This is a genomic window from Nocardia sp. NPDC058497, from assembly GCF_042720195.1.
Lineage (GTDB): Bacteria > Actinomycetota > Actinomycetes > Mycobacteriales > Mycobacteriaceae > Nocardia.
The window spans coordinates 1-15,376 of the sequence record NZ_JBHXMY010000082.1 but is presented as its reverse complement, the minus strand read 5'-3'; the positions used below and the strand labels follow the sequence as shown (position 1 = coordinate 15,376).

The following is a 15,376-nucleotide window of genomic DNA, read 5'->3' as shown; positions in this document are numbered from 1 at the left end:
AGCTCTCCCGCTGAGCTATGGGACCGAACACTGTGCCGAGGGGCTTCGGAGAGCCTCTCGAACGAGATGGAACATTAGCACGGTGGACCCGGGTGACGCCAAATCGCCTTGTGAACGGGAGGCTTCGGGCTTCTTGGCTGTTCTGTGGGCCGCCGCGTGCGCGTACGGCTCAGCCGGGTCCGATGGCGCATACATGTTTTAATGCGCATATCTACGTTGTTTCATGCAGTGCCGTGACACCACCCGTACCGAACCGGCCCTTCGGCCGCTGCCGGCGCGGACTACCCGAGAGGCCCATCCGACGCCCACAACTCCCCCATCCACCACCCGAACAACACGTCTGTAATTCACATTTAGGCCCATCTACCAGCCGATTTGTAGTCTGCGCCGACAGTCGGCTAATGTTTTCCTCGCACCACGGAGAGCAGCCAAGCCGCCAGGCCGACTGACTCCGGAAGTGCGAATGCGGATGTAGCGCAGTGGTAGCGCATCACCTTGCCAAGGTGAGGGTCGCGGGTTCAAATCCCGTCATCCGCTCGAGAGGTAGGTTCGGCACTAAGCAATACGCCATCCTTCTTTGCGCGGTGGAGTGGCCGAGTGGTGAGGCAACGGCCTGCAAAGCCGTGCACACGGGTTCGATTCCCGTCTCCACCTCGCGCGATTAGCTCAGCGGGAGCGCGATACCCCCACACGCAAGCGGAAATTGTTACAACCCCATTATCGCCCACCCCCGCACGGCCCGGGTTCCCCCGGGGGCCTTCTTGCGTTTCCCGGTGGACCCTGCCAGGCGGCGGGCGTTCACCGGTTGAACCAGCGCCGAAGCCGCTCAGCGGCGAATTCGGCTTTCTCGATCGCGAGTTCCGCCGAGGGTGGCTCGAACGGCGCGATCGGCGTCGGCCCCGACAGGAAGTCGGCGTCGACCTTCCCGACGAGGCCGTCCCCGAACTCGATGTGGCATGTGCCCTGGCCGAGATACTTTCCGGGCGTTGGCATCCCCCGCAGTTGCGCGGCGATGTGCGCCGCGGCCGTGCGGGCGGCGTCCTCGGCGAAGACACCGGCGCGGGGAACCGGCGCATCCGCGCAGTCACCGATCGCGTAGACGCCGGGATACGGCGTGGCCAGCGTCCGCGGGTCGACGTGGATCCAGCCGTCGACGCCGTCGACGGTCAGCCCTGATGCCTCGACCACCGGGGGGACGCGGTGGGTCGGAATGCCGATGAACAGGTCGTACGGCAGGTCTCCGGCGCGGGTGGCCGCGACGTGATTCTCCGGGTCGAGGGCGTGGACTCGCCGCCCCGGAGAGTAGTCGATTCCACGCAGGGCCAGAGCCTCGACGAGTGCGGCGGAGGTGTCCGCGGAAACGGGGATCGGTGAGTCCATCGGGGTGATCATGTGAATGCGCGTTCGGTCGCGGATGCCGCGCCGGGTCAGCGACTCGTGCAGCAGCATCGCACCCTCGTAAGGGGCGGGCGGGCACTTGAACGGCACGCTCAGCACCGAGATCAGGACGGTCCCGCCGTCGAACTGGGCCAGCCGATCACGGAGGCGGCACGCTCCCTCGATCGAGTAGTACTCGTAGCCATCCTCGACGAACCCGGGGGTGGCCGCGGGGTCGTACTCAGCACCCAAGGCGACGACGAGAATATCCGGGTCGTATTCAGCGGTGTCGGTGACTACGTGACGGGTCTGCGGGTCGATCGAGGTGACCTGTTCCTGCCGGAACTCGACGCCGGGAAGGGCGAGATCGGCGTAGCGGACGAGGAGGGACTCCGGCGCCCGCTCACGGAACAGAATGTCCAGTTTCGCGAAACCGAGGGTAAACCCGTCCGCACGGTCGACGAGCACCACGCGGACCTCGCCGGGCAGCGACTCGGAAAGGCAAGCGGCCAGCTCCAGCCCGCCGAAGCCGGCCCCCAGGATCAGCACCGTCGGTGTTCGGCTATTACCGGCAACGGACATCGCACACTCCTCTCCGTTCGCAATCGAGAGCCAGTCATCGGATTGCCGCACAAACGCCTTCACTGTCGAAGACAGCTCGGCCGAACGGGTTGGGCTGTCTGTCCATTGTGCGCGCACGGGTAGCCGGAGGGAAGCTGCCGACAGGTTGCGGCTCGGTGTCTGTCACGGCGTTTCCCGCCGGGCCATGCGGTGGGCGCCGATGTAACCCAGGTCACTCACGGCCCGGATTCCGTCGACGCTCCCCTAGGATCGGCACTCGGCGTCGCCGGGCCTGCAGTGGTGGCGTGGACCGGCGGTTTGGAGGGTGAGCAGTTGAGGCAGATCCTGTTGTCGGCGGGGATCTCCCTGTTCGTCACCATCACCCTCACGCCCGTGTTGATCCGGGTGTTCGCGCGGCGCGGGTTCGGGCAGGAGATCCGGATCGACGGGCCTGCCAGTCACCACACCAAACGCGGGACACCCACGATGGGTGGGCTGGCGATCGGGGCGGGCGTGTGGGCCGGGTTCCTCGGGTCGCATCTGATCGGATTGCTGTGGGACGCACCGGGACCCAGCGCCTCCGGCGTACTGGTGCTGCTGCTGGCCTCGGCGCTGGGGATGGTCGGCTTCCTCGACGACTCGATCAAGCTCCGCAAACACCGCAATCTCGGGTTGACCGCGGCGGGGAAGTATCTCGGGCAGATCGGTGCCGCGGTCGTGTTCGCGGTGCTGGCGCTGCGGTTTCCCGGCGCCACCGGGCTGACCCCGGCCGGGAACAACCTCTCCTATGTCCGCGACATCAACACCATCGCCTTCGGCTCGCTGATCTTCATCGCGTTCATCTGCCTGCTGGTGGTGGCGTGGTCGAACGCGGTCAACATCACCGACGGGCTCGATGGGCTGGCCGCGGGATCGATGAGCCTGACCCTCGGCGCGTACGTGGTGATCACGCTGTGGCAGTTCGAGAACTCGTGCGAGCTCAGCCCCGGCCGCGGTTGCTACACCGTGCGCGACCCCCTCGACCTGGCGGTGGTCAGCGCGGCGGCGGCGGGCGCGTGCATCGGGTTCCTGTGGTGGAACGCGGCGCCCGCGAAGATCTTCATGGGCGACACCGGCTCGCTCGGGCTGGGCGGTCTGGTGGCGGGGCTGTCGATCACCAGCCGCACCGAACTGCTCGCAGTGGTGCTCGGCGCGCTGTTCGTCGCGGAGATCATGTCGGTGCTGCTGCAGATCGTCGTCTTCCGCACCACCCACACGCGACTGTTCCGGATGGCGCCGTTCCATCATCACTTCGAACTGAACAACTGGCCGGAGACGGCGGTGATCATCCGGTTCTGGATGCTGGGCGGCATCGCGTCGGCGATCGGGCTGTGCCTGTTCTACGGCGAATACATCACCACGCTGTAACCGGGCGCTGTCGGTGGCCCCCGCTACGCTGACCCGACACAGCGAGCCGAGCGGGAGGTTGCCCAGTTGAGTGCCGGGAGCGGGCGGGAACTCGACCACGACATCGCCGCCGATGTCTGCTTCGAGCTCGAGGAACTCGACGAGCTGGTCGCCGAACTGCTCACCGAGCACGCCGAGCGCGCCGCCAGGGACGCGCGGATCGTCGCCCTGCGCCTCGGCATCGGCGGGCAGCGCCCGGAAACCCTCACCCGCATCGGCGCGCGTTACGACCTCGCCCGCGACCGGGTCCGGCAGCTCTACGCCAAGGCGATCGGGCAGATCGTGCGGGAAGCGGCCCGCTCGGGACACCGCTGCGCCGAGGTGTTCGGCCATCGGTACCCGCGCGACGCGGGCGATCTGCGCCTGATGCGGGAACTGCTCGCCGAGACCTACGCCACCGACACCGATCTGGTGGCGATGGAATGGTCGTATCTGAAGCTGCGCCTGGCCGGGCACGACCAGGCCGATGCCAAGCGCGTCGCCGGGTACGTGATGCAGCGAATCCTGGGCTGGCAGAAGAAGACCGCCAGCATCCTGGCCAAACTGCAGCCGCTCGACGAGACCGGCGAGCTGGGGCCGCTGCTCGACGACGTCGAGTGGTCCACCGGCGCCGCCGCTCCCCTGCCGACCGCCTCGGCCCGCGTCGCCGACGGTGACGACGACGGACGCGGCCGGTTCTACCTCGCCACCGTCGGACGCGACGTCGCCTACGACTCCGCCCTGGCGGCGCGCCTGCTGCGGACCCTCGACGCCGACCCGCTGGTGACCGCGTTCCAGGAGGAGCCGACCGCGCTCACCTACCGCTTCGCCGGCGAGGACCACGTGCACTATCCGACGGTCGCCGCCCAGCTCACCGACGGCCGGATCGTGCTCGTCGACGTCGTCCCGCTGGGCCGGATCGCCTTCCACCACACCAGAATCCAGAGCGAACTGGCCCGCGCCTACGCCGACGAGCACGGCTGGGGCCGGCTGACCTGGACCGGAAGCGCCCTCGACCCTGCCCGGCTGCGCGCGCGGACGATCGACCCGGCGATCGAGGCTCGCATCGCCGCCGATCTGGCGCGAGAACCCTACGACCGGCACGCGCTGGCAGCCGTGCGCGCCGAGACCGGCCTGGAACTACTCGACCTGGCCGGGCTCGTGCTGCGCAACGACTGGCGGTGGGACCGCACGCCGCTGCGGCTCAGCGCGTCACCAGGGCGCCCGCCATCACCGTGATCACCAGCAGCATCGCGCAGCAGGTGAGCCACTGCCACTGATTGATCGTGCGATCCATCCGCCCGATAGTCGCGCGCAAGCCCATCGCGATCCGCTGCTGCGCGACGAGTTCGCTGCGCACCCCGGCCAGGGTGATGGCCCCGGCGTCGGCGTGCACGCCCGCCCGGTCGATCCGGTGGTGCAGACGGGTGACCAGCTTCTGTTTGTCCCGCACGGTCTGGCGCGACACCGCCAGCTCGACCCGCTGGTCACGCAGCTCCCTGCGCTGATGCTCGATCATGGCGGCCTGCGCCGCGGTATGCCGTTCCCAGGTGCCCACCTCGGCCCACCCTCCTGTCGTCAGATCCGCATGACCCCACTGCATCTCGCCGGTTACCCAGCCGTCGAGGAAGTCACGCAATTCCCAGCTCGCCCGCGTCGGCGCGGCGAAACCGGTCTCGCCCGCGGCGAGGATGCCATGGTCGATCCGGTAGTCGGCGGCCGCGGGCGCGAAGTCGGCGATGCCGACCGCGGGGACCAGCGGCACCCAGTAGCCCTGCGGGCACACCCACAGCACGTCATCGATTCCGGCGGCCTGCAGCCGTTTCCGGTGCGCCCTGGCCGCGGTGATGTCGAGCGGACCGCTGTGCACCTCGACGACGCAGCGGCGGTCGCCGCGCCGCCAGTAGATGTCGACGGGGATGTCGCCGATCCTGGCGTCCACCTCGGCCTCGTCGGCGCCCGCCGCCGTCAGCCTGCCGCAGATCCAGTGTTCGAGTCGCTGGGTATTCCACTGCGTCGCCACGCATTCGGGGCAACCACAGCCGTACCCGGTTCGTTCGGGTGCCGCGCGCCGGGTGCCCTCCGAGATGCCGAGTTCGTCGAGCAGCGCCCGTCGTCCGCACACCACCTGGGTGTCACTTCGCCGCTTCGTCCTCACACCATCACTCCCTCACCGGGCACCCTGACGTGTGCCCGCGCCCACGCCGTGGCTTCCAGGTTGACGCAGCCGCCGACACACCGCCAGCCCCCTTGACCCGCGCTCGGGTGCGTCACCGTCCGGTGATTGAGATCACACCAGCAACTCTGCTTGTATATCAAGCTATTTCATTGTGCCAACGTCGCAGAACGTCGCCGAGATCTTGATCATTTCGATACACAGACCCGGCCTGTTGCCCGTCCGTTTCATCCTGATTACCGATCAGTTCGGCGCGTCGCCGATCCGGTCACCGGGACATCGCGGGGACGCGATCGGGGCCCCCGGTGGATATGATCGCTGCGGCCGGGGCGGGCACGCTCGCCGAGCACGGGAAGTAGGGTGTGCATGAACCACGCTGAGCACGACGAATCTATCGGGTCGATGCTGGCGAGTATCGCCGCGGCGCTGCGTGAAGTCAGTGACAAGCTCGATATCGTCGCCGCCCGGGTGCAGCAGGAAGTTCCGCCCTTCCCCGCCGACGAGGACCTTCCCGACCAGACCAGGATCCGCAGGCTCGAATCCTGGGCATTCCATGCGTCACAGGACATTTCGCGACTGAGTTCCCGGTTGGACGCGCTCGACGGCGGAGAATCCGAGCAGGCGCCGCCGCGGGCAGGGCGCAGCCGCCGGGAAGTCCGCGAGGCCGCGGAAGCCGCCGAGCGCGCGGCCGCCGATCTGGACGAGGGAGCGCCGGAAGGCGGGGCGGCCGAGTCTGCCCGCGCCGTCGACGCCGGGCGGCCCCCGCTGGAACGGCGCCACTCCCGTACCGATCACCTCGGTGATCCGACCTGGCCGATCACCGTCGCCCCAGTTCCCCGGTCCTCGGCCGCGTTCGAGTCGGCCGGTGAGGTCGCGGGGGTCGCGGCACTGCTGGGGTCCGAGGGTGCTCCGGGGTCGCCGGTCACGGACAGCATGGTGACCGGCGTGCAGCCGGTCGACCGCGCTCAGCGGCTGAATGGAGCACGGTCGGCGGACACTGCCGTGAACGGTGCACGGGCAACAGACCGCCCCACACGGAACGGCGCAGCGCCGAACGGCGCCCAGGTGCCGAACGGTGCGGCGCCCCTGCGCAATACGCAGGCGGTGAACGACGCAGGAACAGTGAATGGCGTTACGGCGATCGACGGCGCTGAGCTGCTCGAGGCGCGGCCGTGGAACGAACCGTCGGCACAGGTCTGCGACGCGGCGTCTCCCCCCGTCCGCAATGCGGTGCCCGCACAGGACGGCGGCACACAGTCGGCCGTGGCCGGCGGAGCAGACCCCGCAGAATCCGGGCACACCCGGAACGGGCAGCCCATCGGTCACGGATCGAGCCCGTTCGGCGCCTCTTCGTCGAGCGTCACCCACGTCCCGGCGTCATCGACTGCCGGCGTACCGGCCTCTACCGGCGTGCCCGCGGCCATCGGCACGATGCAGGCAGACGCCGACCCACTCGCGGCCGCGCACCATGGCAGCCTGTCGGCGGCGGAGTCCGGCTTCGTCGGCGCCGCGCGTCAACGTGCTGCAGCAGATGGCACTGCGCCGGGGTCCACAGGCATCGGTGTCGAGTCGGCCGCAGACAGTGACACCTCGACACCGGCCGACCATGGCCTACAACGTCTCGGCACCGGCGTGCGACTCTCCTCCGACGGCGCGGGATCCGCGCCTGTTTCCACCGCGGCAGGCGGTACGTCGAATTCGATGTCGGGGAACGGCATCGGAGTGGCACCGAGTGATCCGGCGGCTGATGGACGGGGATCCGACGATGCCGAGATCACCGTGCCCGGCAGCGTTGCCGCGCAGTCGGGGGCGGCGCGCGGACGTCAGGGTGCGGCGCGCTCGGATGACAGTGTGATCCAGGCTCTCGAATGGCAAGTCACACAGCGGTTGTCGAGCAATGGGTCCGGCCGGGATGGCTGGACGGCCGGTGCGGGGCGGGATGCCGACTCCGGTGAACGTGCCGGATCGATCTCTGCGCTCGGGCGTGACGGCACGTCCTCGGGAACGCAGTCCGACGATTCGGCGACGCTCGGATCGTCCTCGCTTCCGGGCAGCGCGGAGGTCGGCGACGTCGTGCGTGGTGGTGACGTGTCACTGTCCGGCATCACCGCCGATCAGGCGAATACCGCTGCCATGAATGCGATACCGGAGGGTCGGGCCGACGTCGGACACCGCGTCGGGGTCGAGCGGGCACGTCCGGTGGGCAAGCCCGCCGAGGGCACGGCTGCGCCGGTCGAGGATGCCCGAGTGCGGCCCGCATCGCCGGATGCTCTGTCCGGCACCGGCATCGACGCCACCGGGCGCGAAACCACCCGGGCAGTGAGTGACCCGCGGTCGGCCGGTCTCACCGCAGGCGACCGCACCGAGCCCGTGACGAACGGTTACCCGGTCAACGGATTCGGTGCGCCGGTCACCGCGACACCGACCCCCACCTCGGGATCCACCGCCAACGGCATCCACTGGACCTTCACCGACGAAGACGCGACCCTGCCAGCCCCGAGCCGGAACGGGCACGCCCGCAACGGATTCACCGGCGGTGACGCCCCGCACCGCACCGAGTCGATCTTCGACGACTTCACTCCGCGCGAGCGCCTCACCACCACCCCGTCCGGCGACGGAGCGCCCACCCCCGCAGGCCCGCCGGCCCGCCTATCCGCGCCCAAGAGCCACGCCGAGACCGGCACCGGTGGTTCCGGCGCCCCGTCCCCGGGCTCCGATCCCGCTCTCCCCCACGGCAACTCCCCCGACCTCGGCACGCCCGCCGGTGTCAACGCTTCCACCAACGGCCGCGGGCCTGCCCTGGATCCCGCACCCACGCACGGCACACGTACCGATCTCGACGGACCGGCCGATGTCGTCCTCTCGTCCAACCACGGCGGATTCGACGCGACCGCCAATGTCCGGCGTCCTGCGGACCTCGACCCTGCGGGTTCTCCCAACACGCCCGCTGATTTCGGCACATCGCCGAACCGCGGCACTTCCACGAACGGCCACGGACCCGGCGAGCTCACCCACAGCGCGCCCACCGACTTCGGCACGCCGCCGAACCTCGGCCCTTCCACCAACGGCCGCGGCGAGCTCACTCACAGTGCGCGCACCGACTTCGGCGGATCGACGAGCCCGCATGGTTCCGCCAACGGTCGCGGGCCAGGGTCCTTCGATCCCACGGTGAACCACGGTGTGCCGTCCGATTTCCCAGCGAGCGCGGGGGATGGTGCGCCGGTGACGAGTCCGCTCGATCGAGTGGTCGCCGATCCGGCTCCGCCGACCGCGACCGATGCCGCGGGGATCACGGTGACCGGGACTTTCCGGGCGTTCGATATCGAGCGGGCACATGTCGACAAGTTGCAGGCGATGCTCGACGAATTGAAGCGGTCGGCCGGGTTGCCGCCGGGGCGGCGGGACGTCTTCGGTCCGCCGACGACGGAGGCCGGTTAGGCGGGTGCCGCTACGGGCACCGGGCCGGGTTTCGGTGTGTCGTGCAGGACGGCGCCGATGAGGTCGCGCAGGGCGCGGTGGCCCGCGTCGGCGGTGTTGCGCGGGTGCCAGGCCATCGCGACGACGGGGGCCGGCAGTGGGAGGGGGATTTCGAACATGGTCAGGCCGAGGGCGGTGCGGGCGGGCCGGGACAGGAGTTCCGGTACGGGACAGACGAGTTCGGTCGAGCCGACGGTGAACAGGGCGGTGGCCAGGTCGGGCACCGTGGCGAGCACGCGCCGGGTGCGGCCGTGCAGCGCCAGCCGGTCGTCGATGGGGCTGTGGGTCCGGCCGGTGGCCGAGACTTCCAGGTGCTGGGCGGAGGCGTAAGCGGCGACGGTGGGCCGGTCGGCGCCGAACGGGTGGCCCGCGGCGGCGACGCCGACCCAGCGGTCGGCGAACAGGCGCTTGACGACGGTTTCCGGATCGGTCTGGCCGATCATGCCGACCTCGACGTCGACGCGCCCGTCCCGCAGGGCGACCGCGGCGTCGCCCGCGTCGGCCGCCAGCAGGCGCACCGTCACGCCGGGCAGCTGGGCACGGACCGCGGCCAGCAGCGGACCGGTCAGCCGCGCGACCACCGAATCGGCCACGCGGACAACGAAATCCCGATGCCGGCCTGCCCCGTTCCCGTCGCGGGTGGTCAGTAGCAACCGCGCCTGATCGACCAAGCCCGCGACATCGTGGCGCAACTCCAGTGCGCGTGGTGTCGGCACCAGCTGCCTGCCGGAGCGCACGAGCAGCGGGTCGCCCAGCACGGCACGCAACCGGGTGAGGGTGCGGCTCATCGCCGAGGTGGACGTGTGTAGACGCCGGGCCGCCTCGGTCACGCTGTTGGTGTCGAGCAGCGCGTCCAGGGCGAGCAGCAGGTTCAGATCCAGCGCATCCACGCCAGGATTATCACCAACGCGATGATCGCCGCCAAGTGTCGCGGCGACGGCGATCCGGCGTGTCGGCTACCCCTCGGCAATCGGCGCGGGCGCCGAGGGGACGGCCAGCGGGCGATCGCGCAGGACCCGGCGGTAGGACGCGGGACGCACGGGCCGCACCCACTGCGCCAGCCTGCTGGTCAACGGCAGCGGCGTGCGCAGATCGTCGAGCATCTCGTCGATCGTGCTCAGCGAGAACGGGGTCACCGTCGCGCCGTGGGCGTGGTTGCCGTCGGTGCGTTCCCGCGACCAGGACAGCCGCTCGTCGATCTCGGAGTTCATCTGCTCGGGCATGGGCGGCACGAACTTCCCGGTGAGCAGTCCGGCGATCCAGTGCGCGCCTACTTCGGCGTTGAGGGTGCTCACGTTCGAGTTGTTGTAGCCCGCGAAGGTCAGGTTGGGGATCTCCACCGGCAGGATGTTGCGGTAGAGCCGGAAGTCGCCGACCTCGTCGGTGAGGCTGCGCCGGACGAACGGGGTCAGGAACGGCACCTCCTGGCGGTATCCGGTGGCGCACACGACGATCTCGGCCAGCTTCAGTGTGCCGTCGGACAGCCGCACCGCGGGCCCGTGCTGCCCGCCGATCAGATCGGTGACGTCGGTATCGCGGTGCACGGTGATCCGGCCCGCCTCGACCTGCTCGGCGAAACCCTCGGTCGCCAGGCTCGCACTGCTGGTGGCGATGTCCTCGAACTTTCCGTCCGGCAGCAGGCCGAGCTCACGCAGCCGCAGCTTGCGCGTCACCCGTTCCTGCACCAGGTCCATATTGGCCTCGCGCAGGCTGAGCCGGTCGAGCAGGCGTTCGGCCGTGCGCGGTTCCCTGGACCGGAAGTGTGCCTCGCCCATCCGGGTCAACAGCATGCGCTCGTAGTCCATGCCAGCGCCGAAGGTGCGCGGCATCTTCCAGGTGAGCCTGCGCGCGACCACGCTGGTGTCGTCGGCGAAGTGGCTGATCGCCTCGGCGACATCGGTGGCCGACTTGCCGTAGCCGATGACGACCACGGAGCGGTCACGCACCTGTTCGAGGTCGTGGAACTCCGAGACGTGGCACAGCCGTCCGCCCGCGGCCCGGAACGCCGACACGCCGGACAGCGCGGGCATCACCGGGTCGCTGAACACGCCGTTGGCGACGATCAGGTGATCGCAGGAGGTGCGCCGCACGCCGTTGCCGTCGCGGACTTCGAGCAGCCAGCCGCTGTCGACCGGGTCGGCGGCGATCACCTCGGTGCCGAGGCGCAGATGCTCGGCCAGGCCGAACTCGTGCACGTACCCGGCGAGGTAGGCCTGGATCTGCTGACCGTCGGGCCAGCGGGGAAAGTCCTCCGGCATCGGGTGATCACTGAAGTGGTACGTGAATTTGCTGTTCTGCGCGCGCAGACCCGGATAGCGACGGGTGGCGCTCCACACACCTCCGACATCAGGGGCCCGGTCGAACACCTCGACCGGGAATCCCGCCCGACTCAACACTTTCGCGCAGGCCAAACCCGCAACTCCCGCACCGACGATCCCGATGCGGCTACCGCTCGTCATGGCGAGGAGAGTACTCGGCACCGCGGTCAACCTGCCACCGCCGGCGGGCCGACCCGTGCTGTACTGGAAAGATGACCAACAGTTCCGTCGTCGTCGATCGGGCCGGGCTCTGGGATGCCGAGGAGCTCAGCGATGTCGCCGCGGCCACCTTTCCGCTGGCCTGTCCCCCGGAGGCCACCCAGGGCGACATCGAGATCTTCCTGGACCAGATGCTCTCGGGCGAACGGTTCGGCGAATACCTGTCGGACCCGGACCGGATCGTGCTCAAGGCGGTCGAGGGCGACGAGATCGTCGGCTACGCCATGCTCGTCGCGGGCAGGCCGAGCGATCCCGAGGTCGCGGCCCAGGTGAGCGCGGGCGCGGTGGTCGAGTTGAACAAGATGTATGTGCTGCCGGGCCATCACGGCAGCGGCGTGTCCGGTGCGCTGATGGAGGCGGCGGTCGCCACGGCGCGCGAGTCGGGTGCGGCGGCGGTGTGGCTGGGCGTCAACCAGGTCAACGAGCGCGCGCAGAACTTCTACGTCAAGCACGGATTCGTGCGGGTCGGCACGAGAACCTATACCGTCGGCACTCAGGTGCACGCCGACTATGTGTTCGAGCGGGCGCTGTGAGGCTCAGCTGAGCAGTGCCGACCGCAGCGCGGCGACCTCGGTGCCGGTCAGGCCGAGGCCGTCGCGGACGTAGCCGTCGAAGGAGAACGTACCCGGCGTCTTCGGTTTACGCGGCGGCGGCCTCGAAGCGCGAGAGCGCCAGCAGACGCGAGATCGCGCGCAGGTACTTCTTGCGGTAGCCGCCGTCGAGCATCTCCTGGGAGAAGATCTCGTCGAGCTTGGCGCCGGAGACGGTCACCGGGATGCTGGCGTCGTAGAGGCGGTCGGCCAGCACGACGATGCGCAGGGCAACGGCCTGGTCGGTGACCGGGTGCACGCCGGAGATGAACACCGAGGACACCCCGTTGATGAGCGCGCCGTACTTCGACGGGTGCAGCGTGCTCAGGTGCTTCAGCAGCGCGTCGTAGTCGTCGAGCGTGGAACCCGGTGTGGTGGCGGCCCGTTCGGCCAGCACGTCGGGCGAGGTCGGCTCGGGGGCGGGCGGCAGGTCGCGGTGGCGGTAGTCGGGGCCGTCGACGCGCACCGGCTCGAAGATGGAGCCGAGCTTCTTGATCTCGCGCAGGAAATCCTGTGCGGCGAAACGACCCTCGCCGAGCTGGCTGGGCAGGGTGTTCGAGGTGGCCGCGATGGAGACGCCCGCGGCCGACAGCTCGGTGAGCAGGCGCGAGACCATGGTGGTGTCGCCCGGATCGTCGAGCTCGAACTCGTCGATGCACAGCAGGCTGTTGTCGGAGAGGCGCTCGACGGCGTTGACGAAGCCCAGCGCGCCGACCAGGTTGGTCAGCTCACCGAAGGTGCCGAACGACTTGGGCGCCGGCGCGCTGTGGAAGATCGAGGCGAGCAGGTGGGTCTTGCCGACGCCGAAGCCACCGTCGAGGTACAGGCCGGCACCGGTGACGGCCTTCTTCTTGCCGAACAGGCTCTTCTTGGAGCCGGCCTTGTGGATCTTGGCGACCTGACCGGCGAATTCCTCGGCCTTGCGCACCGCGGCCGCCTGGCTGGGTTCCTTGGGGTCGGGAATGTAGGAGGCGAAGCTGACCTCGTCGAACATGGGCGGGGGCACCATCTGCGCGACGAGCTGGTCGGCCGGGACCTCCGGATGGCGATCGACGAGGCGTTCTTGCATGAACGAATCGTACGGACGTGGTTGCATCGGTTCCTATGCAGCGTATCCACAATGTGACCCAGCTCGCAGACCTCGACGACGACGCACTGGCCAGGTGCTATGCCTATCCCCGGCACCTGGACAGACCCTGGGTGCGGGCCAACTTCGTGAACAGTATCGACGGCGCGTTCACCGTGGACGGGGTGTCGGCCGGGCTCGGTACCGACGCCGACCATCGGGTGTTCACGTTGTTGCGTGAGCTGGCCGAGGTGATCGTCGTCGGGGCGGGCACGGTGCGCGCGGAGAACTACGGCGGCGCGCATCCGGATCCGGATCGGCGCCGCGCCCACTTCCAGCACGGCATCGGCGGATCGGCCGACGGCACCCCGCCGCCGATCGCGGTGGTCACCGCGAGCGCGCGGCTCGATCCGGCGTCGAAGTTCTTCACCGACGCCGAGGTCGCGCCGCTGATCATCACCACCGCCCACGCCGACATAGACCAGGTCGCCGCGCTCGAGCAGGCGGGCGCGCAGGTGGTGGTGGCCGGTGAGGCCGCGATCATGCCGGCCGCGCTGGTGCGGGTGTTCGCCGAGCGCGGCCTTCATCGGGTGCTGTGTGAGGGCGGACCGCATCTGTTCGGGCAGCTGGGCGAGGCGGATCTGGTCGACGAGTTGTGCCTGAGCACCGCGCCGATGCTGGTCGGCGGGGCGGGCGGGCGAATCTCGCTGTCGGCGAGCACTTTCGACATCCCGATGAGCCGCAAACAGCTGGTGCTCGCCGAGGACGGCACCGTGCTGGCCCGGTGGGCCCGTCGATGAAACCTGGCGCCGAACCTGGCAGTGTGTAGCCCATGCGCTGGACTCGGGCCGCGGCGACGGCCGCGACACTGTCGATCATGCTCGCGGGCTGTGGGGCCGGACCGTCAGATCGGCCCGTCGTCGCCGTCGAGCGTCCCGGGTCGGGTGGCGGGCAGACCGCGGAACCCGCCGTGCCGGATCTCGCCAAGGCCGAAGTCCCGAAAACCGACCTGGCCTGGAAGGACTGCACCGCGTCGACCCTGGGTTCGCTCGATTTCGGCGCGGCTCCGGCAGGCCTGGTTCTGGAGTGCGCCGATTTCGCGACCCCGATCGACACCGCGGGCACCGTGCTCGGCACGTTCCGGGCGGGCGCCCTGCGGGCCCGGCTGCCGCAAACCCCCGCCGACGCGGCGCCGCTGGTGCTCACCTCCGGCGCCGACCGCTCGTCGGCCTCGACGCTGGCGGGTCTGGCCGTCGGCCCGAACAGCGCGTTGCTGGCCGCGCAGCCGATCGTCGCCGTCGACCGGCGCGGGATCGGCGCCTCCCAGCCCATCGACTGCATTCCCGCCCAGCTGCGCGCGGTGATGGCCGATCTCGGCCAGTTCGGGGTGGGCAGCGACGATCAGGTCGGCGCGGTCGCCGGCTACAGCCAGGACGCGACCATCGCCTGCCGTGACTTCCTGCAGCCCTACGAGGGCACCTTCGACGCCCCGCACGCCGCCGACGACATCGAGCAGCTGCGCAAGCAGTGGCAGGTCGAGAAGATCAACCTGATCGGCACCGGCAACGGCGCCAAGGTCGCGCTCAGTTACGCCCGCCGCTACGGCGACCACCTGGCCCGGCTCGTGCTCGACGCCCCCGAACCGGTCGGCGCGGACGCGACCACGATGGCCGAAGCCGCCGTCACCGGCGCCGAGGCCGCCCTCACCGCCTTCGCCCAGCGCTGCAAGGCCGCCAACTGCGCGCTCGGCCCCGACCCGCGCGCGGCGGTCATCGCGCTGATGAACAAGGCCACCACCGGCGCGCTCGGCGATATCTCGGCCGCCGACCTCTCGACCGCGCTCACCGGATTCCTGTCCAGCCCGCGCGGTGACCAGGCGAGCCGGGTGACCGCGCTGGCCGACATCCTCGCCGCCGCCGACCGCGGTGATCGCGCACCGCTGGCCATGCTGGTCATCCGCGAAACCGCCGCGATCAACTCCGACGGCGAGTTCGTCAACCGCTGCACCGACAGCCAGCAGCCGCCGACGCCGGACAAGGCGCGCGAGCTCGCCGGAACCTGGGCGAGCAAATATCCGGTTTTCGGCCGGACCGCCGCGATCGAACTGATGGTCTGCTCGGCCTGGCCGGTCTCCACCGCCCCGCCGCTGCCGACCGAGCTGGAACTG

General features: G+C 69.8%; 11 protein-coding genes and 2 tRNA genes. 8 read left to right on the top strand and 5 right to left on the bottom strand.

Annotated features, from left to right (window positions below):
* Positions 1–465: 465 nt before the first annotated feature.
* Positions 466–537 (top strand) — tRNA-Gly (locus tag ACFWPJ_RS08770).
* A 46-nt stretch (positions 538–583) separates the two neighbouring features.
* Positions 584–654 (top strand) — tRNA-Cys (locus tag ACFWPJ_RS08765).
* A 144-nt stretch (positions 655–798) separates the two neighbouring features.
* Here the strand turns inward: ACFWPJ_RS08765 and ACFWPJ_RS08760 are convergent.
* On the bottom strand, positions 799–1,959 hold the full coding sequence (locus tag ACFWPJ_RS08760; protein WP_378848953.1) for an NAD(P)/FAD-dependent oxidoreductase: 1,161 nt from the start codon (positions 1,957–1,959) through the stop codon (positions 799–801).
* A gap of 312 nt (positions 1,960–2,271) precedes the next feature.
* On the opposite strand from ACFWPJ_RS08760, the gene mraY reads away from it, so the two are divergent.
* Positions 2,272–3,345, top strand: a complete 1,074-nt coding sequence (mraY, locus tag ACFWPJ_RS08755) for a phospho-N-acetylmuramoyl-pentapeptide-transferase (protein WP_378848951.1) — start codon at positions 2,272–2,274, stop codon at positions 3,343–3,345.
* Between the two features lie 66 nt (positions 3,346–3,411).
* Positions 3,412–4,602 carry a hypothetical protein gene (locus ACFWPJ_RS08750; protein WP_378848949.1) on the top strand — a complete coding sequence of 397 codons (1,191 nt, stop codon included), beginning with the start codon at positions 3,412–3,414 and terminating at the stop codon, positions 4,600–4,602.
* Here the strand turns inward: ACFWPJ_RS08750 and ACFWPJ_RS08745 are convergent.
* Positions 4,568–5,521 (bottom strand): hypothetical protein, encoded by a 954-nt coding sequence (locus tag ACFWPJ_RS08745; protein WP_378848948.1) that lies wholly within the window; start codon positions 5,519–5,521, stop codon positions 4,568–4,570. The two genes, ACFWPJ_RS08750 and ACFWPJ_RS08745, sit on opposite strands and share 35 nt — an antisense overlap.
* Before the next feature lie 384 nt (positions 5,522–5,905).
* On the opposite strand from ACFWPJ_RS08745, the gene ACFWPJ_RS08740 reads away from it, so the two are divergent.
* Positions 5,906–8,977: a hypothetical protein gene (locus tag ACFWPJ_RS08740; RefSeq protein WP_378848946.1), complete on the top strand. Its 3,072-nt coding sequence runs from the start codon at positions 5,906–5,908 to the stop codon at positions 8,975–8,977.
* Here the strand turns inward: ACFWPJ_RS08740 and ACFWPJ_RS08735 are convergent.
* A complete protein-coding gene (locus ACFWPJ_RS08735; RefSeq protein ID WP_378848944.1) occupies positions 8,974–9,906 on the bottom strand; it encodes a LysR family transcriptional regulator in 933 nt (310 codons plus the stop codon). The genes ACFWPJ_RS08740 and ACFWPJ_RS08735 overlap by 4 nt on opposite strands.
* 66 nt (positions 9,907–9,972) lie before the next feature.
* Complete coding sequence (locus tag ACFWPJ_RS08730) at positions 9,973–11,475, bottom strand: flavin-containing monooxygenase (RefSeq protein WP_378848942.1); 1,503 nt, start codon at positions 11,473–11,475, stop codon at positions 9,973–9,975.
* Between the two features lie 71 nt (positions 11,476–11,546).
* Here ACFWPJ_RS08730 and ACFWPJ_RS08725 point away from each other — a divergent pair, with 71 nt between their 5' ends.
* The gene (locus tag ACFWPJ_RS08725; protein WP_378848941.1) at positions 11,547–12,086 is read left to right on the top strand and encodes a GNAT family N-acetyltransferase; all 540 of its coding nucleotides are present in this window, start codon (positions 11,547–11,549) and stop codon (positions 12,084–12,086) included.
* A gap of 106 nt (positions 12,087–12,192) precedes the next feature.
* On the opposite strand, the gene zapE is transcribed toward ACFWPJ_RS08725, so the two are convergent.
* Entirely contained in the window at positions 12,193–13,212 is a 1,020-nt protein-coding gene (zapE, locus tag ACFWPJ_RS08720; protein WP_378848939.1) for a cell division protein ZapE, read from the bottom strand.
* Between the two features lie 35 nt (positions 13,213–13,247).
* Between zapE and ACFWPJ_RS08715 the strand changes: the two genes are divergently transcribed.
* Together ACFWPJ_RS08715 and ACFWPJ_RS08710 are read left to right on the top strand one after the other, a co-directional pair.
* A complete protein-coding gene (locus ACFWPJ_RS08715) occupies positions 13,248–14,009 on the top strand; it encodes a pyrimidine reductase family protein (RefSeq protein WP_378848937.1) in 762 nt (253 codons plus the stop codon).
* A 32-nt stretch (positions 14,010–14,041) separates the two neighbouring features.
* The coding region (locus ACFWPJ_RS08710) for an alpha/beta fold hydrolase (RefSeq protein ID WP_378848936.1) at positions 14,042–15,376 on the top strand (1,335 nt) is incomplete at its 3' end.

What these genes read in the sequence shown, in the direction of transcription:
- ACFWPJ_RS08760 (WP_378848953.1), bottom strand. Translation starts at nt 1,959, where the DNA reads ATGTCCGTTGCCGGTAATAGCCGAACACCGACGGTGCTGATCCTGGGG.
- ACFWPJ_RS08740 (WP_378848946.1), top strand. Translation starts at nt 5,906, where the DNA reads ATGAACCACGCTGAGCACGACGAATCTATCGGGTCGATGCTGGCGAGT.
- ACFWPJ_RS08730 (WP_378848942.1), bottom strand. Translation starts at nt 11,475, where the DNA reads ATGACGAGCGGTAGCCGCATCGGGATCGTCGGTGCGGGAGTTGCGGGT.
- ACFWPJ_RS08725 (WP_378848941.1), top strand. Translation starts at nt 11,547, where the DNA reads ATGACCAACAGTTCCGTCGTCGTCGATCGGGCCGGGCTCTGGGATGCC.
- zapE (WP_378848939.1), bottom strand. Translation starts at nt 13,212, where the DNA reads ATGCAAGAACGCCTCGTCGATCGCCATCCGGAGGTCCCGGCCGACCAG.
- ACFWPJ_RS08715 (WP_378848937.1), top strand. Translation starts at nt 13,248, where the DNA reads ATGCAGCGTATCCACAATGTGACCCAGCTCGCAGACCTCGACGACGAC.